The organism is Mycolicibacterium holsaticum DSM 44478 = JCM 12374 (genome assembly GCF_019645835.1).
GTDB classification, from domain to species: Bacteria; Actinomycetota; Actinomycetes; order Mycobacteriales; family Mycobacteriaceae; genus Mycobacterium; species Mycobacterium holsaticum.
In genome coordinates this window covers 3,218,525-3,233,762 of record NZ_CP080998.1, presented here as the reverse complement: position 1 = coordinate 3,233,762, position 15,238 = coordinate 3,218,525, and the positions used below count along the sequence as shown (strand labels likewise).

Annotated in this window: 18 protein-coding genes; 7 read left to right on the top strand and 11 right to left on the bottom strand. The window is 67.5% G+C overall.

Annotated elements, in window-relative coordinates; translation table 11 throughout:
• The first annotated feature begins 72 nt into the window (after positions 1–72).
• On the top strand, positions 73–519 hold the full coding sequence (locus K3U96_RS15635) for a LysM peptidoglycan-binding domain-containing protein (protein WP_069404598.1): 447 nt from the start codon (positions 73–75) through the stop codon (positions 517–519).
• Positions 520–678: 159 nt separating this feature from the next.
• Entirely contained in the window at positions 679–1,149 is a 471-nt protein-coding gene (gene nrdR / locus K3U96_RS15630) for a transcriptional regulator NrdR (RefSeq protein WP_069404567.1), read from the top strand.
• Positions 1,150–1,161: 12 nt separating this feature from the next.
• Here nrdR and K3U96_RS15625 read toward each other — a convergent pair whose 3' ends face one another.
• The 4 genes from K3U96_RS15625 to sthA all read right to left on the bottom strand — a co-directional run bounded on the left by K3U96_RS15625 (position 1,162) and on the right by sthA (position 5,442).
• The gene (locus tag K3U96_RS15625) at positions 1,162–1,848 is read right to left on the bottom strand and encodes a PhzF family protein (protein ID WP_220690300.1); all 687 of its coding nucleotides are present in this window, start codon (positions 1,846–1,848) and stop codon (positions 1,162–1,164) included.
• 47 nt (positions 1,849–1,895) lie between these two features.
• The gene (locus K3U96_RS15620; RefSeq protein ID WP_069404565.1) at positions 1,896–2,915 is read right to left on the bottom strand and encodes an alpha/beta fold hydrolase; all 1,020 of its coding nucleotides are present in this window, start codon (positions 2,913–2,915) and stop codon (positions 1,896–1,898) included.
• A 33-nt stretch (positions 2,916–2,948) separates the two neighbouring features.
• Positions 2,949–3,938: a proteasome assembly chaperone family protein gene (locus K3U96_RS15615; RefSeq protein WP_069404564.1), complete on the bottom strand. Its 990-nt coding sequence runs from the start codon at positions 3,936–3,938 to the stop codon at positions 2,949–2,951.
• Positions 3,939–4,035: 97 nt separating this feature from the next.
• Positions 4,036–5,442 carry a Si-specific NAD(P)(+) transhydrogenase gene (gene sthA / locus K3U96_RS15610; RefSeq protein ID WP_220693543.1) on the bottom strand — a complete coding sequence of 469 codons (1,407 nt, stop codon included), beginning with the start codon at positions 5,440–5,442 and terminating at the stop codon, positions 4,036–4,038.
• Between the two features lie 135 nt (positions 5,443–5,577).
• On the opposite strand from sthA, the gene K3U96_RS15605 reads away from it, so the two are divergent.
• Entirely contained in the window at positions 5,578–6,249 is a 672-nt protein-coding gene (locus K3U96_RS15605; protein WP_230982161.1) for a hypothetical protein, read from the top strand.
• A gap of 106 nt (positions 6,250–6,355) precedes the next feature.
• Positions 6,356–7,393, top strand: a complete 1,038-nt coding sequence (locus tag K3U96_RS15600) for a DUF4192 domain-containing protein (protein WP_220690299.1) — start codon at positions 6,356–6,358, stop codon at positions 7,391–7,393.
• Between the two features lie 12 nt (positions 7,394–7,405).
• Here the strand turns inward: K3U96_RS15600 and K3U96_RS15595 are convergent, their stop codons facing one another.
• The 3 genes from K3U96_RS15595 to K3U96_RS15585 all read right to left on the bottom strand — a co-directional run bounded on the left by K3U96_RS15595 (position 7,406) and on the right by K3U96_RS15585 (position 9,763).
• Entirely contained in the window at positions 7,406–8,101 is a 696-nt protein-coding gene (locus tag K3U96_RS15595) for an iron-dependent transcriptional repressor DtxR (RefSeq protein WP_220690298.1), read from the bottom strand.
• A 141-nt stretch (positions 8,102–8,242) separates the two neighbouring features.
• A complete protein-coding gene (gene sigB / locus K3U96_RS15590) occupies positions 8,243–9,202 on the bottom strand; it encodes a sigma-70 family RNA polymerase sigma factor SigB (protein WP_069406654.1) in 960 nt (319 codons plus the stop codon).
• Between the two features lie 147 nt (positions 9,203–9,349).
• Complete coding sequence (locus tag K3U96_RS15585; RefSeq protein ID WP_220690297.1) at positions 9,350–9,763, bottom strand: DUF3099 domain-containing protein; 414 nt, start codon at positions 9,761–9,763, stop codon at positions 9,350–9,352.
• Positions 9,764–9,828: 65 nt separating this feature from the next.
• Between K3U96_RS15585 and K3U96_RS15580 the strand changes: the two genes are divergently transcribed.
• On the top strand, positions 9,829–10,065 hold the full coding sequence (locus tag K3U96_RS15580) for a DUF3039 domain-containing protein (protein WP_069406652.1): 237 nt from the start codon (positions 9,829–9,831) through the stop codon (positions 10,063–10,065).
• Here K3U96_RS15580 and K3U96_RS15575 read toward each other — a convergent pair.
• Both K3U96_RS15575 and K3U96_RS15570 read right to left on the bottom strand, forming a co-directional pair.
• Positions 10,055–11,068: a YihY/virulence factor BrkB family protein gene (locus K3U96_RS15575; RefSeq protein ID WP_220690296.1), complete on the bottom strand. Its 1,014-nt coding sequence runs from the start codon at positions 11,066–11,068 to the stop codon at positions 10,055–10,057. The genes K3U96_RS15580 and K3U96_RS15575 overlap by 11 nt on opposite strands.
• Before the next feature lie 61 nt (positions 11,069–11,129).
• Positions 11,130–11,321 carry a DUF7455 domain-containing protein gene (locus tag K3U96_RS15570; protein WP_069406650.1) on the bottom strand — a complete coding sequence of 64 codons (192 nt, stop codon included), beginning with the start codon at positions 11,319–11,321 and terminating at the stop codon, positions 11,130–11,132.
• A 130-nt stretch (positions 11,322–11,451) separates the two neighbouring features.
• Between K3U96_RS15570 and K3U96_RS15565 the strand changes: the two genes are divergently transcribed.
• Both K3U96_RS15565 and K3U96_RS15560 read left to right on the top strand, forming a co-directional pair.
• Positions 11,452–11,829 carry a DUF952 domain-containing protein gene (locus K3U96_RS15565; protein ID WP_069406649.1) on the top strand — a complete coding sequence of 126 codons (378 nt, stop codon included), beginning with the start codon at positions 11,452–11,454 and terminating at the stop codon, positions 11,827–11,829.
• 39 nt (positions 11,830–11,868) lie between these two features.
• Positions 11,869–12,651: a hypothetical protein gene (locus K3U96_RS15560; RefSeq protein ID WP_220690295.1), complete on the top strand. Its 783-nt coding sequence runs from the start codon at positions 11,869–11,871 to the stop codon at positions 12,649–12,651.
• Here K3U96_RS15560 and K3U96_RS15555 read toward each other — a convergent pair.
• Together K3U96_RS15555 and K3U96_RS15550 are read right to left on the bottom strand one after the other, a co-directional pair.
• On the bottom strand, positions 12,552–13,436 hold the full coding sequence (locus K3U96_RS15555) for an FkbM family methyltransferase (protein ID WP_220690294.1): 885 nt from the start codon (positions 13,434–13,436) through the stop codon (positions 12,552–12,554). The two genes, K3U96_RS15560 and K3U96_RS15555, sit on opposite strands and share 100 nt — an antisense overlap.
• A 225-nt stretch (positions 13,437–13,661) precedes the next feature.
• Positions 13,662–15,167, bottom strand: a complete 1,506-nt coding sequence (locus tag K3U96_RS15550) for an RNA polymerase sigma factor (protein WP_230982527.1) — start codon at positions 15,165–15,167, stop codon at positions 13,662–13,664.
• Positions 15,168–15,238: the final 71 nt, after the last annotated feature.

The window sequence follows — 15,238 nt, the reverse complement described above, 5'->3', positions numbered from 1 at the left end:
GTTCTATTAATCGAACATGTGATCGACTATCTTCGAACACAAGAGCGAACGAAGCGGACGGAAGGCAGGAAGATGACGATCATCGAGACCCGGAAGATGTCGGCGGCACCTGTGGTCAGGCCGGGGGTCCGGCCGGTCGCCCGACGCAGGCCGCCGGCGCGGCGCCCGGGCGGCGCGCCGATCAGGTACCGGGGGACCGGCGTCGTGATGTCGCGGGCGCCGCATCGGCGCCGTCCGATCACCCCGGCCACCACGGTCGTCCTCGCGCTGGTAGCGGCGGCGATCACGGTGTGGCTCGGGTTGGTCGCGCAGTTCGGCGGCGTGGTCGGCAACCCCGATGCGGTGCCCGAGCGGCTCGCGGTGGTCCAAGTGCACACCGGTGAGACGCTGAACCACGTGGCCCAGCGGGTGGCCCCGGATGCGCCGGTCGGCGCCGTGGTCGAGCGGATTCGCGAGCTCAACAAGCTGGACTCCGCTGTGCTGGACGCGGGCCAAACGCTCATCGCACCGGTCGGCTGACGCGTTGTGGGCGGTGAGAAGCCATGCCGCACAGCGATGTCCATCGACATCTCGGCCAGGTATGCCCGGATTGCCCCGGTGCTGGGCCATCGGGGTCCCACGCAGGTACGCTCAAAGTCGTCCCAGGTGATCGTGTGTTGGCGTGGCGAAGGAGCGGTTATGCACTGTCCGTTCTGTCGTCATCCCGACTCCCGGGTCGTCGATTCCCGTGAGACCGACGAAGGCCAGGCCATCCGGCGCCGCCGGTCGTGCCCGGAGTGCGGCAGGCGGTTCACCACCGTCGAGACGGCGGTACTCGCGGTGGTCAAACGCAGCGGTGTCACCGAGCCGTTCAGCCGCGAGAAGGTGATCGGCGGTGTGCGACGCGCCTGTCAGGGCCGGCAGGTCGACGACGACGCGTTGAACCTGCTCGCCCAGCAGGTGGAGGACACCGTGCGGGCGGCCGGTTCGCCCGAGGTGCCCAGCCACGAGGTGGGGCTTGCCATCCTGGGCCCGCTGCGTGAACTCGACGAGGTGGCGTATCTGCGGTTCGCCTCGGTGTACCGCGGCTTCAGCTCAGCGGAAGACTTCGAACGTGAGATCGAGGCGTTGCGCGCGCACCGCAAGGCTCCGCAGCCGTCCGCCGGCTGACCGGCCGGCGCGTCAGTCGGCCTGGCGGGTGCTGTCGCGCACGACGCGCCCGCAGATCCGTACCCAGCCCTCGGCGCTCCACCGGGTGTAGATCTCCGAGCCCTTGCCTTGCACGATGGTCAGATCGCGGCTGAGGTAGTCGGTCATGCGCGCCGCGGCGGAACCGGTGGCCTCGTCCTCGGGCACACCCAGGTCGGTTGCAAACATCCGCGACCGCAGCACCCCCTTGTCCCGGTCGACCCACGTCCACAGGTAGTGGTTCACGTCGTCGGGGTACTCGGACGGGTCGGCGGCCAGTAGTTCCTCGGTCGAGGACAGGTCGTGGATGGCGAACTCGGGCGCCCACTCCGAACGTGCGCTGACGGCGGTGACCCCGTCGTCATATCCCACCTGCACGATGCCGGCCGGCACCTGCAGGGTGTGCACCGGTGTGCCCTGTTCGCGCAGCCACCAGGCGGCGCCCACGGTCGGATGCCCTGCGAAGGGCAACTCGACGGTCGGTGTGTAGATGCGGGCGTATGCGGTGTTGGTCCCCGGCTGCGAGGGTTCGACGAACACCGTTTCGCTGTAACCCAATTGGGCCGCGATCCGTTGCCGGTCACCGGGGTTCACGGTGCGGGCGTCGACCACACCGAGCGGGTTTCCGTGCTTGCCGTCCTGGTCCGTGAAAACGCGCAACACTGTCACGTCGATGGTCATGCGCCGATGCTACTTTGTGGCCGTCTCGCGTCGGGCGGCCCCGACGCTCAGGTGGCGCTGCGCTCGTCGGTGCCCATCGCGTCGAGCACCGCGACCCGGGTGTCGGCCGAGCCGGTGATGGTGCCTTCGCCGATGCCGGCCCGCAACAGTTCGCGCAGGAACTCGGGGTCGTAGGCCGACGGTTCGGTCGAGTCGATGAACGTCTCGACGGCCTCCACGAAGCGGTCCGGGTCGTCGTGGAACGGGAAGTGCCCGGAGCCTTCGAAGATCTCCAGCACCGAACCAGGCATCGCGGCGTGCGCCAGCATGGCGTGGCTGACCGGGATGACCGAATCGTCGGTGCCCCAGATCAGCTGCACCGGAACCGACTGGGTCAGATAGCAGCGGTCGAGCATGGTGACGACCTGGCCGCGCCAGTCGACGACGGCGCGCAGCGTGCGGGCGAACGCCGAGGACGCCGTCGGCTCGGGCAGGTCCGCCAGGATGCGCAGCATGTTGGGGATGTCGCGGCCCAGCCCGGTCGAGCCGAACACCGTCCCGGCCATCCGGCCCACCGCCTGCACGGCGGGCAGCACCAGCGGCAGCCGAAGCAGTCCGAGTGCTTCGCTGGCCATCGGCAGGGAGGCAAACCGCAGCGCCAGGTTGACGTCCTTGGTCACGCCGCCCGCGCCGACGAGGATCAGCCGTTCGACCAGTTGGGGGTACTGGTAGGCGAACTGCATCGCCACCCCGCCGCCCAGCGAGTGTCCGATCACGGTCACCCGGTCGATGTCGAGCACGCTGAGCAGATCGCGCATGCCGTTGGCGTAGGCGGCCACCGAATAGTCCGCGCGCGGCTTGTCGGATTTCCCGTGCCCGAGCAGGTCGGGGGCGATCACGGTGAACCGCTGGGCCAGCGTGGCCTGCACCGCGCTCCACGTGGTCGAGTTGTCACCGATGCCGTGGATCAGCAGGATCGCCGGGCCCGACCCCGCCACCCGGTAGGCCCGCCGGTAGCCGTGGATCGTGCGGTACTGCAGGGACGGCGTGAGCTCCCGCACCGAGCGCAGGTTGGGCTTTCGAGCCATTGCGACAACTTAGCTGGCCGGCCCGGATCGCGCTTATCGGGAGTCGTCGCCGTCCTGGAACGGGTCCCTGGACTTGTCGCCGGCCTGCTGGGCGAGGAACCGCTCGAACTCGGCGCCGAGTTCGTCGCCGCTGGGCAGATCCTCGTCGCGCGCCAGCAGCGACCGGTTCTCCTGGGCCGCGACGAATGCGTCGTACTGGCGCTCCAGCGCGGTCACCACCTGGGCGACCTCGGCGCTGCCCTCGACCTGCTCGTTGACCTTGGAAAGCACCTCGGCGCCCGCCTCGACGAGGGCGTCCAACGGGATCTGCAGCGAACCGCTTCTGGCGACCTCGGCCAGCAACGCTTCGGCCGCCGCCGGGTAAGCCGTCTGCGCCAGGTAGTGCGGGACGTGCACGGTGAACCCGAGCACCTCGTGGCCGTGCTGGGCCATCCGGAACTCCAGCAGGTTCGACACGCTGGCGGGCACCTGCACCTCGCCCACCCACGGCTGGTGGTCGGCGATCAACTCCTTGTCGCTGGAATGGGCGGTCAGGGTGATCGGCCGTGTGTGGGGGACCGCCATCGGGATGGTGCCCAGCCCGATCAGCCGGCGCACCCCGAGCCGTTCGGCCAGCAGCCGCACCGCGGTGATGAACCGCTCCCAGCGCAGGTCGGGCTCCATTCCGGCGAGCAGAAGAAACGGTGTGCCGACGCTGTCGCGCAACGCGTACAGGTTGAGCTCGGGATCCTCGTAGGCGGTGAAGTGGTCGGTCTTGAACGTCATCAGCGGGCGGCGGGACCGGTAGTCCAGCAGCTCGTCGATGGCGAACGACGCGACCAGCTCGGTGTCGAGGGTGTCCTTGAGGTGCGCGGTGGCCAGCCGGATGGCGTGTCCGGCGTCGGAGAACCCCTCCAGGGCATGAATCATCACCGGACCACGACCGTCCGCAGAGGACAGCTTGGGCGCCGGGAACTCCAGTTCGTACATGCCGGTCTGCTCCGGCTGGTACTGCTGTTCAGGACTGCCGGGACTGTCTGTCATTGCTTCGTCTCCTCACCGCGGTGCCAAGACATTAACGCTTCTAACCTTCCAACTGATTTCTGCCACGTTGCGTTCCCACCGTGCACCCGCACATTTCTCAGGCACGAAAGTGGTTCAACGCCCACAGCTTGTTCATCACATCCAACGCTGCCACCTTGTAGGCCTCCGAGAACGTCGGATAGTTGAACACCGCGTCCACCAGGTACTCCACTGTGCCGCCGCAGCCCATCACCGCCTGGCCGATGTGCACCATCTCGGTGGCGCTGGTGCCGAAGATGTGCACCCCGAGCAGCTTGAGATCGTCGGTGGACACCAGCAGCTTGAGCATGCCGTAGGAATCGCCGGCGATCTGCCCGCGGGCCAACTCCCGGTAGCGCGACACCCCGACCTCGTAGGGGATGGATTTCTTGGTCAGTTCCACCTCGGTGGCACCGACATAGGACACCTCCGGTATGGAGTAGATGCCGATCGGCTGCAGGTCGGTCATCCCCTTGGCAGGCTCGCCGAACGCGTGACAGGCCGCCAGCCTGCCCTGATCCATCGACGTGGCCGCCAGCGCCGGGAACCCGATCACGTCGCCGACGGCGTAGATGTGGTCGATCTTGGTCTGGTAGTTGCTGTCGACGTGGATGCGTCCGCGGTCGTCGGTCTCGAGCCCGGCGTTGGCCAGATCAAGGTGATCGGTCTGACCCTGCCTGCCCGCCGAGTACATCACCGTCTCGGCCGGGATCTGCTTGCCGCTGGCCAGCGTGGTCACCGTGCCCGCGGAGCCGACGTCCACGGCGGTCACCTCCTCGCCGAACCGGAACGTCACCGCGATGTCGCGCAGGTGGAACTTCAGCGCCTCCACGATCTCGGGATCGCAGAAGTCCAGCATGCTGTCGCGCTTCTCGACAACGGTGACCTTGGTGCCCAACGCAGCGAACATCGACGCGTACTCCAGGCCGATCACCCCGGCGCCGACCACCACCATCGTCGACGGCAACGACTTGAGGTCGAGGATGCCGTCGGAGTCCAACACCCGTTCCTCGTCGAACTCGACGCCGGCCGGGCGGGCCGGCTTGGTGCCCGTGGCGATGACGACGTAGTCGCCGCTGACCGTGGTGCGTTCACCTCGGGTCGGCTCCTCGACCAGCACGGTGTGGGCGTCGATGAACCGGCCGTGACCCTGGATCAGGTCGATGCGGTTGCGCATCAACTGCGAGCGGACGACATCTTGTTCCTTGCCGATCACGTGGCTGGTGCGGGCCAGCAGGTCGGCCGGGGTGATCTTCTCCTTGACGCGGTAGCTGCTGCCGTACAGCTCCCGTTGGCTCATGCCGGTGAGGTAGACGACCGCCTCGCGCAGTGTCTTGGACGGGATGGTCCCGGTGTTGACGCAGACCCCGCCCAGCATCCGGCCGCGCTCGACGACCGCGACGGTCTTGCCCAGCTTGGCCGCGGCGATCGCGGCTTTCTGCCCGCCCGGCCCGGAACCGATGACGACGAGGTCGTACTCCAACATGGAACCCATGGCAAAAGGTGTACGCGAGTCGGGCACATCTTGCACCGGGACTGGCGTGAATTTCCGTCCTGTTGCAGCGGTGCGCTGACGCGCGCCTGACCGCCGCCCAGCCGGGGCGATGAGACGATGACCGCGATGATCAACACGAGGTCCTGGACGCTGTGCGCATGTGCGCTGCTCATGGCGTCGACGACGCTCGCGGGCTGCAGCCGGGTGGTCGTCGGGGCCCCCCGGCTCGCGGGCCCCCCGCCGGTGCCGATCGGCGCGCTGCTGATCGAACCCGCGCGCTTTCCCCCGCAGTATCCGGCCGCGGTGCTCGACGGCACCGCGGTGTATCGGGCGCTGCAGGACATCAACGGTGTCGCGCCCGGGGCGGTGGTGACACCGGCCGAGTGCGCGCCGCCACCGGTGGCCTCCAGCCAGAGCGTGGCCGCCGAAGGTATCGACAGCGCGACGGCCAGCAGCCTGATCGTCGCGGTGACCCGGCCCGCCCCGGCGCTGGGCAAACGAGGTGAGCAGTTGCGCAGGTGCGCGTCGTTCACCACCGCAAATCAGGGCGTCCGGTCTGACGTGACCGTGACGATGCTGCCCCAACCGCCGGTCGACGCCGACGACAGCTTCGCCGTCGACCAGACCGTCACACCGTCGACGGGTCCAGTGCGGCGCACGCTGACGCTGACCGCCCAGATCAGCGACACCCGGGTCAGCGTCACCTGGCTGCACCAGGGCGAAGCCGAGGACCCCGACACCGCGTCGTTGCACACGCTGTTCAGCGATGCGGTGTTGAAGGTGCGGCGCAGCACCTAGTCCGGCGGCGCGGCCATTCATCCCCAACCGCGAATTCATCCCCAGCCGGCCCGCCGCGGCGCCCCGAACCCGCGGAAACCGTCGGCTTCCTCGCGACGGTGGGGTCATGACCACATCGCATTCACCTGATTTCCACCTGAACCGTCCCGGCGTGCTGATCGCCGCCTTGCCTGCCGTGCTCGGCTTCGTCCCGGAGAAATCTCTCGTCCTGGTCACCATCGAACGCGGTGCGATGGGATGCGTGATGAGAGTTGACCTTTCAGATGACCTGCCCGACTCACTCGGGCACATCGCCGAAGTGGCCGCCTCGGCGGGCACGGACGCGGCGATCGCGGTCGTCGTCGACGAGGCCGGGGCCAACTGCCGGTTGTGCAACGAGGAGTACCGCGACCTGACGGACGCGCTGGCGGCGTCGCTCGCCGAGCAGGGCATCGAACTGCTCGCCGCGCATGTGGTCGATCGGGTCGCGGCCGGCGGGCGGTGGCATTGCGCCGACGGGTGCGGGTGCGCAGGCACCATCGACGACCCGTCGGCCTCGCCGCTGGCCGCCGCGGCGGTGCTGGACGGGCGCAGGCTCTACGCGCACCGGGCCGAGCTGCAGGACGTCATCGCGGTCAGCGACCCGGCCCGCACGGCGGCGCTGGCCACCGTCGTGCGTGACGGCGGCCGGCGCACCGACGCCCAGGCGCGCAGCGACGTGCAGGCCGCCATCGCGGCGGCCGCGCGGGTGGCCGCCGGAGAGGAGCTGGCCGACGACACGCTGGCCCGGCTCGCGGATGCGTTGACCGACCCCACGGTGCGCGACACGCTCTACGCGTTGGCGGTCGGGGAGAGCGCCGGGCAGGCCGAGTCGCTGTGGGCCGAGCTGTCCCGACGGCTTCCCGAGCCCTGGCGGGTCGAAGCGCTGGTGCTGCTGGCCTACTCGGCGTATGTGCGCGGTGACGGACCGCTGGCCGGGGTGTCGCTGCAGGCCGCGCTGCGCTGCGACGGCACCCATCGGATGGCGGCCATGCTCGACACGGCGCTGCAGTCGGGCATGCGCCCGGAACGGATCTGCGAACTCGCCGCCACCGGGTTCCGGTTGGCCGACCAGTTGGGCGTGCAGCTGCCGCCCAGACGCATCTTCGGGCAGCGGGCCGGGTGAAGCCGGTGGGGCCTAGACCTTCTCGACCTTCACGGCGTGGGCCATCTGATGGGGCAGCTCCACCTGTTCGTGGCCCGGGATCACGATCATGACCCCGCCGTTGTCGTTGGTCTGTACGGTCACCCGCGCATTGGGCACCACGCCGGCGTCCTTGAGTCGGCTGATCAGATCGGCGTCGCCCTGGACGTGCTCGGTCAATTGACGCACGACCACGGCGACGGGCATTCCGGCCGGAAGCTCGGTAAGCCGGACCAGGTTCAGCTGATCGGCGCCGAACGCCGAGCCGGCCAGTCCGAGCTCGGAAAGCCCGGGAATGGGGTTGCCGAACGGCGAGGTGGTCGGGTTGTTGAGCACCCGCACGAGGCGGCGTTCGACGTCCTCGCTCATCACATGCTCCCAGCGGCACGCCTCGGCATGGACTTCCTCCCACGGAAGGCCGATCACGTCGACGAGCAGCCGCTCGGCCAGCCGGTGCTTGCGCATCACGGCCACGGCGAGTTGGCGGCCCTTTTCGGTCAACTCGAGATGCCGGTCACCGGCGACATGCAGCAACCCGTCCCGTTCCATCCGCGAGACCGTCTGGCTCACGGTCGGACCGCTTTGATCAAGACGCTCCGCGATGCGCGCACGCAGTGGCACCACGCCCTCTTCCTCGAGGTCGTAGATGGTCCGCAGGTACATCTCAGTGGTATCGACAAGATCGTTCATGGCACCCTCCGTCACGGCGAGTCTACCGGCTTAGCTGGCCAAACCGGGGTCTTACGTGCCGTGGCCGCTGGGCCGTGCGGCGAGATCAGACAAGCCCGCCGGTTTATCGGCGGGCTTGTCAGTCGGCGGCTAGCTGGCGTACTAGCTGGCGTAGGAGCGCAACCGGTCGGCACGTTCGCCGTTGCGCAGCTTGGCCATCACCTCACGCTCGATCTGGCGAACCCGCTCGCGCGACAGGCCGAACAGCTTGCCGATCTGGTCCAGGGTGCGCGGCTGACCGTCGTCGAGCCCGAAGCGCAGCCGGATGACCTGCTGCTCGCGCTCGTCGAGGGTAGCCAGCACGTGCCGGATGTCGGTGTGCAGCAATTCGGAGATCACCGCGTTCTCGGCCGACATCGCCTCGGCGTCCTCGATGAAGTCGCCGAGCGGGGCTTCCTCGTCGCTGCCGACCGGCATGTCCAGGCTCACCGGGTCACGGCTGTGCTCGAGCAGGTCGGTGATCTTCTCCACCGGGATGCCCGACTCTTCGGCCAGTTCCTCGTCGGTGGCTTCGCGGCCCAGGCTCTGGTGCATCTCACGCTTGATCCGGGCCAGCTTGTTGACCTGCTCGACGAGGTGGACCGGTAGCCGGATGGTGCGGCTCTGATCGGCCATTCCGCGGGTAATCGCCTGGCGGATCCACCACGTGGCGTACGTGGAGAACTTGAATCCCTTGGCGTAGTCGAACTTTTCCATCGCTCGGATCAGGCCCAGGTTGCCCTCCTGGATCAGATCCAGGAGCGGCATCCCGCGACCGGTGTAGCGCTTGGCCAGCGACACCACCAGCCGAAGGTTGGCCTCGAGCAGGTGCCGTCGGGCTGCCTCCCCGTCGCGGACGATCGCGGCAAGATCACGTTTGCGGTTCTCGCCCAAGCGCTTACGCGTCTCGAGAAGATGCTTTGCGTAAAGGCCTGCCTCAATGCGCTTCGCGAGTTCGACCTCATCGGCGGCATTGAGCAAGGCCGTTTTGCCGATGCCGTTGAGGTACACGCGCACGAGATCAGCGGCCGGACTCTGGGCGTCCAGGTCGTGGTCAACGCGGCTTGTGGTGGCATTTGCCATGACGGCCTCCTGATCGGGTCGAACTGTCATGAGCTACAACGCCCACGTGCTCGAAAGAGTTCCCAGCCTTCGACCGGTTCACACGCGTTGATCAGCGGTTTTTCTCCGGTGACCTGAGAATGTGCTGAGAATCAGGTGCGAAGCTCCTCAGCTGGGAACATCACCTTCGGGCTGCTCGACGTCCACTTGCGGTGGCGCTGGCGGCGTCGCTCGTTCGCCGCCTTCGATCGCGGGCCATTCGGCGGAGGGAACCGCGTCGTGATGGGCCGAATGGGTGTAGCGGCGCGGCTCGTCGGCGCGGCGCGGCGGCCGATCGTTGGCGATCAGCACCGCCATCCACGGCAGCGGGATGGAGATCACCACGATCGCCAACGAAATCAACCCGTTGTGCCAGATGCCGTACGCGATCGCGGCGAACAACAACGCCGGGATGCGAACCGACATGAGCGTGAGGTATTTACGGACCCGTTGGCGGTGCTGTTCCTCGTAGGCGGGGGCGGCGCGGGTGATCAGGACGGGCCGTCCGTCGTCGTCGAAACTCAGCTCTTGGCCGTGTTTCATACCTCCACTGTCGCACACCTGTCGTCTGTTGTACGGGGCGGATCTGGGGAATGCAGAATAGGGATATGCGAACCCAGACCATCGAGCGCACCGACACCGACGAACGCGTCGACGACGGCACCGACAGCGACATCCCCAAGTACTTCCACTACGTCAAGAAGGACAAGATCGCCGAAAGCGCGGTCATGGGTACCCACGTCGTCGCGTTGTGCGGTGAGGTGTTCCCCGTCACGAAGTCGGCCAAGCCCGGCTCACCGGTGTGCCCGGAGTGCAAGCGGATCTACGAGAAGCTCAAGGGGTAGTCCGGTCGCCGTTCGTTCCCGCAGGCGCGGGGGCGGCGTCGACGGCCGGTGGTGCGGGGGGCGCCTCGGTGGATCCGTTGAGCGCCTCGGCTTTTTCGGCCAGCCACCAGCGGAGCCGTTTGGCGTGGGTGGCCGGGGCCGGCCATTCCTCCTGGACGGCGGCGTTGAGTTCGGCGCCGATCATGATCGCGAAGCCGAGAAAGAACGCGAAAAGCAGGAAGGCGATCGGTGTTGCCAGGGCGCCGTAGGTGTAGCCGGTCGCCGTGATCCACGTCAGATAGAACCGCAGGCCGAACGTGGCCAGCAGGAAAACCACCGTCGCCAGCAACGATCCCAGCAGCAGCCGATGTGACGGCAGCGGTTTGGGCAGCGACACCCGGTAGAGAATGTTCACCCCGACGATCAGCGCCAGCACCAGCCCGGGGTAGTAGCCGAACCGCAGCACATGGTCCCAGCTGTCGGGGATGTACTCGGCGATCTTGCGCGGCCCCAACGCGATGAACGGGGCGGAGATGATCGCCAACACCAGCATCACCACGTACAGGCCCAGCGCGAAGAACCGCTGGCGCACCGGGTGCCGCAGCGGCGTTTGATCGTGCGCCTCGGTGATCGAGTCGACGAAGGCCGAGATGGCCGAGGACCCCGCCCACAGCGAGATCACAAAGCCGAGCGACACCACCTCGCCGCGGGCGCCCTTGACGATGTCGCGCACCGTCGGCTCGATGATCTCGGTAACGACGTTGGACGAGAAGAACCTGGCCGCCGTGTCGATGATCTGCGTCTCGATCATCGGCAGCGTCTCCGGACCGAACAGCGGCGCCACGTACGCCAGGCTGCCGAGCATGCCCAGCAGCAGCGGCGGCAGGGACAGCGCGCTCCAGAACGCCGCCTGCGCCGACTCCGAGAAGATCGAGTCGTCCCAGCTCTTGGACAGCGTGCGCTTGACGATGTGCCAAATGTGGTGGCGTGAGGGTCGAGCCGGTGCCGACGGGTCATCTGTCATGACCGGTCCAGCATTCCTGACGACAGCTGATCGTGCCCAGCACGGCGTAAGCCGTGTCGGGTCAGACCTCCACCGGGCTCTTCTCGAGCACAGCGGCCAACTCGATCAGCTTCGCCTCGTGCTCGTTGGCATGGTGCTGGCAGAACAGCAGCTCGGCACCTGATGGAAGCTTGGCGCGCACCCGCGCCGCGGCGCCGCACCGGTCGCAGCGGTCAGCCCGGGTCAACTCGGGACTGGTGAGCGTTGCGTTCATGGCGACCTCCGTAATGCTTCGCGTGCTTCCACTGTCTCAGACGTTTCGGGTTGAAGGCTTGTTCCCTGTTTGTTACCGGTGTGTCGCGTCTCACCGTTACGCCGCAGGGTCCAGACGGCAGGCTGACCATATGCCATCGCAGCCCGTCGCACTGGTTCACCTCTGCAGCGCCGACGAGTGGAACACTGCCCGGGCCGCCGGTGAGCACCGGCCGGCCTCGCTGGAAATCTCCGGGTTCGTCCACCTGTCGACACCCGAGCAGGTGCATCTGCCCGCCAACCGACTCTACGGTGGCCGTACCGATTTGGTGCTGCTGCGCATCGACCCCGCACGACTGTCCTCTCCGATTCGCTGGGAACCCGGTGTGCCCGCTGATCCAATGGGCATGGAGTTCCCACACTTGTACGGTCCATTGCCGATAACGGCTGTGATCAGCGTCACTTCATATCGGCCGGACGCCGACGGGCGGTTTGCGCCGCTCGGGCCGCCGGACGCTTCGCCGGTGTAGGCGGCGGGTCGCCGAGCCCGCTCCGTACACTTACAAATCGTGGGCATTTTGTTAGGCCTGGCGCCGTGGATCGTCTACTGGGTACTCGTCGGCAACGTGCCGTTCGTCGTCGCCGCGCTGATCGCGCTGGCCGTGGCCATCGCGGGCTTCGCGCTCGGCCAGGTGCGCGGAGGGCCCGGTCGGGTTCTTGAAATAGGCGCGCTCGCAACGTTTCTCGTGCTGACCGTATTGGCGTTCGTCGTCACCGAGGCGTTCATGCGGCAGTGGATGCTGACGCTGAGCATCCTCGGCGTGCTGCTCGCGGCGCTCACCGGCGCGCTGATCGGCAAGCCGTTCGTGCGCGAGTTCGCCGAGGCGGGGCAGGCGCCCCACGTGGTGAAGAGCGACCTGTTCGCGCGGGTCACCTCCGAACTGACCGGGATCTGGATCGCGGCGTTCGCGGGGATGACGGTGTCGTCGGTGATCCCGCCGATCGTGGCCGGCGACGCGTCGATCCTCGACAGCCGGACCCCGCTGTCGTATGTCTGCTATTGGGCCATCCCGGCCGTGCTGCTGGCCGGCGCCGCGTTCGCCACCCGGGTGCTGCCCGACCGGATCGCCTCAGGCGCCGACGACATCGTGCGCAAGACGACGTTCGTCGCGTTCGCCGAGGCCGAGATCGACCAGTTGATCTATCTGGCCACCGAACACGCCAACCGGGAGGCCGGCGCAGGCAAAGAGGCCTACGACATCAAGATCGGCAGCAAGGGCACACCGTTGACCGGGGACGAGACCCGAGAGTCGTGGCCCTCGACGTACAAGGTGCGCGACAAGAAGCGCTGAGCAGTCCGGCCGCTAGCCGCCGCGGCCAGCTCCCGCCTGATCCGCGACACCGCCTCGGCGTTGTCGCGGTGCACGAAGAGGAAGTTGTTCACGTAGTCGGGGGAGCGGCCCCCGCCGACGGCCTTCGCGTTCTCGGCCCGCTGCAGGGTGGCCGCGTCGAAGTCCGTCCCGTCGCGCAGTTCGCCGCGATGCAGGAAGTAACCGCGGTAGCCCAGGTCGCCGAAGAACGAGAACGCTTGGGCGACACCGCCGACGTTGTGCCGTTCTTCGCACTCCACGATGCAGACCGGCTTCGCCGTTGCCAAGGTCTGCGCGGCGCCGCGCAACACCTTCAGCTCGTGTCCTTCGACGTCGATCTTGATCACGCCGAGCCGGTCGAGTCCGAGTTGGTCGACGGTGGTGGTGGGCACCGTCACCGTGCGAAGCGCGAACCCGGGGTTGGCGTCGGCCTGCAGGGAACAGCGCGTCGTCACCGCGCGTCCCCGCCGGACCGGCACGTGCAGCGCGGTCTCGCCGACTTGGTCGGACAGTGCGATGGCCAGTACAGAATTGTCGCTCTTCATGATTCGGCGCAGCCTGGCGATCAGGGCGGGGTGCGCTTCCACGGCGACGACCTGGCGAAATCGCCCCAAGGCGAAATATGAGTAAACTCCGTCGTTGGCCCCGACGTCGAGGAAGTCGCGATGCGGATCGGCCAGCATCGGCACCAACTTGAGTTCGGGTTCCCCCGCGGCGAGTTCACGGTTGACGCGATGACGGGCGCGTACAGCGGTGACGATGCTCACGGCTTAGCAGGCTAGTGGCGTGCGGTGCAGATAATTGCGGAATCAATCGGTTTCGTCGAACCGCCTCCGCCATGCCCGATCGTGTGATATTCACCGGCGCAACGGGTCCCGCGCAGCGGACCGCAGTGCTTGGCCCACCTTGGTCAGGGTGAACGTGTCGTCCCCGCGATGGTCAAGCAGACCCTTGGCCGCCTACGCGCGCATCAGACGGTAGAGCGCGTGAAACTAGTCCAGGTAGTCGCGCAGCACCTGCGAACGGCTCGGGTGGCGCAACTTGCTCATCGTCTTGGACTCGATCTGGCGGATCCGCTCGCGGGTCACGCCGTAGACCTGGCCGATCTCGTCGAGCGTGCGGGGCTGGCCGTCGGTCAGCCCGAACCGCAGCCGCACGACGCCGGCTTCGCGCTCGGACAGCGTCTCCAGCACCGACTGCAGCTGATCCTGCAGCAGCGTGAAGCTCACCGCGTCGACGGCCACCACGGCCTCGGAGTCCTCGATGAAATCGCCCAGCTGCGAATCGCCTTCGTCGCCGATGGTCTGGTCCAGCGAGATCGGCTCACGCGCGTACTGCTGGATCTCCAGCACCTTCTCCGGCGTGATGTCCATTTCCTTGGCCAGCTCTTCGGGCGTGGGCTCGCGGCCCAGATCCTGCAGCAGCTCACGCTGGATGCGGCCGAGCTTGTTGATCACCTCGACCATGTGCACGGGGATGCGGATGGTGCGGGCCTGGTCGGCCATCGCGCGGGTGATCGCCTGGCGGATCCACCACGTGGCGTAGGTGGAGAACTTGTAGCCCTTGGTGTAGTCGAACTTCTCGACCGCACGGATCAGGCCCAGGTTGCCTTCCTGGATCAGGTCCAGGAAGGCCATGCCGCGGCCGGTGTAGCGCTTGGCCAGCGACACCACCAGGCGCAGGTTCGCCTCCAGCAGATGGTTTTTCGCGCGGTCCCCGTCGCGGCAGATCCACATCATGTCGCGGCGCTGCGCGGTGGTGAGCTTCTCGCCTTTTTCGGTGTACTCGGCCATCAGCTGGGTGGCGTACAGGCCGGCCTCGATGCGTTTGGCGAGCTCGACCTCTTCCTCGGCGTTGAGCAGCGCGACCTTGCCGATCTGCTTGAGGTAGGCGCGTACCGAGTCCGCCGAGGCGGTCAGCTCGGCGTCCTTGCGGGCTTGCCGCAGCGCCTCGGATTCCTCTTCGTCCCAGACGAAGTCGCCCGACGCCTTGTCCTTCTCGGAAGGCTCGGCGATCTCCTCGTCGTCGTCGTCGGTGGCGGTTACTTCTACGGCGGCTGCAGCGGCAGGCACGGCTTCCTCGGCTTCTTCGGTGTCGTCGGCGTCGAGGTCTTCGAGCTCGAGATCTGCGGCGTCAACCTCGACGTCGAGGTCGGCGTCGGGTTCGACGTCAAGGTCTTCGGTGGTGTCGACGTCGTCGACTTTGGTCTCCGCTGCGGTGGCCTTCTTGGCCCGGCTACGCGGGCCGGCTGCCTCGGTCTTGGCCTTGGTCGCCCGCGCCGCGGGCTTGCCCTTGGCGGCGGCGGCCTTGGCCGGAGCGGCTTTGGCGGCCGTTCGGCTCTTGGTCTTGGTGGCCTTCTTGGCCGGTGGCGAACCGTTGGCTGTCTTAGCTGCCCCGGCACTTCCGGACTTCGCCGCTGGAGCCTTTTTGGCGGGGGTCTTGGTAGCGGTGCGCTTTACCGGCTCGTCGGTTGCCGGGCTTGCCTTTGTCGCTGCCACGTACACCCTTTCGTCTTGCATCTCGTCGTTGGCCGGGGTCCACGCGAAGCGCGGGGATGCGTGCACCATCG

Bases quoted from the DNA above. Each gene is read 5' to 3' on its own strand.
- K3U96_RS15635 (WP_069404598.1), top strand. From the start codon at position 73: ATGACGATCATCGAGACCCGGAAGATGTCGGCGGCACCTGTGGTCAGG.
- nrdR (WP_069404567.1), top strand. From the start codon at position 679: ATGCACTGTCCGTTCTGTCGTCATCCCGACTCCCGGGTCGTCGATTCC.
- K3U96_RS15625 (WP_220690300.1), bottom strand. From the start codon at position 1,848: ATGACCATCGACGTGACAGTGTTGCGCGTTTTCACGGACCAGGACGGC.
- K3U96_RS15620 (WP_069404565.1), bottom strand. From the start codon at position 2,915: ATGGCTCGAAAGCCCAACCTGCGCTCGGTGCGGGAGCTCACGCCGTCC.
- K3U96_RS15615 (WP_069404564.1), bottom strand. From the start codon at position 3,938: ATGACAGACAGTCCCGGCAGTCCTGAACAGCAGTACCAGCCGGAGCAG.
- sthA (WP_220693543.1), bottom strand. From the start codon at position 5,442: ATGTTGGAGTACGACCTCGTCGTCATCGGTTCCGGGCCGGGCGGGCAG.
- K3U96_RS15605 (WP_230982161.1), top strand. From the start codon at position 5,578: ATGATCAACACGAGGTCCTGGACGCTGTGCGCATGTGCGCTGCTCATG.
- K3U96_RS15600 (WP_220690299.1), top strand. From the start codon at position 6,356: ATGACCACATCGCATTCACCTGATTTCCACCTGAACCGTCCCGGCGTG.
- K3U96_RS15595 (WP_220690298.1), bottom strand. From the start codon at position 8,101: ATGAACGATCTTGTCGATACCACTGAGATGTACCTGCGGACCATCTAC.
- sigB (WP_069406654.1), bottom strand. From the start codon at position 9,202: ATGGCAAATGCCACCACAAGCCGCGTTGACCACGACCTGGACGCCCAG.
- K3U96_RS15585 (WP_220690297.1), bottom strand. From the start codon at position 9,763: ATGAAACACGGCCAAGAGCTGAGTTTCGACGACGACGGACGGCCCGTC.
- K3U96_RS15580 (WP_069406652.1), top strand. From the start codon at position 9,829: ATGCGAACCCAGACCATCGAGCGCACCGACACCGACGAACGCGTCGAC.
- K3U96_RS15575 (WP_220690296.1), bottom strand. From the start codon at position 11,068: ATGACAGATGACCCGTCGGCACCGGCTCGACCCTCACGCCACCACATT.
- K3U96_RS15570 (WP_069406650.1), bottom strand. From the start codon at position 11,321: ATGAACGCAACGCTCACCAGTCCCGAGTTGACCCGGGCTGACCGCTGC.
- K3U96_RS15565 (WP_069406649.1), top strand. From the start codon at position 11,452: ATGCCATCGCAGCCCGTCGCACTGGTTCACCTCTGCAGCGCCGACGAG.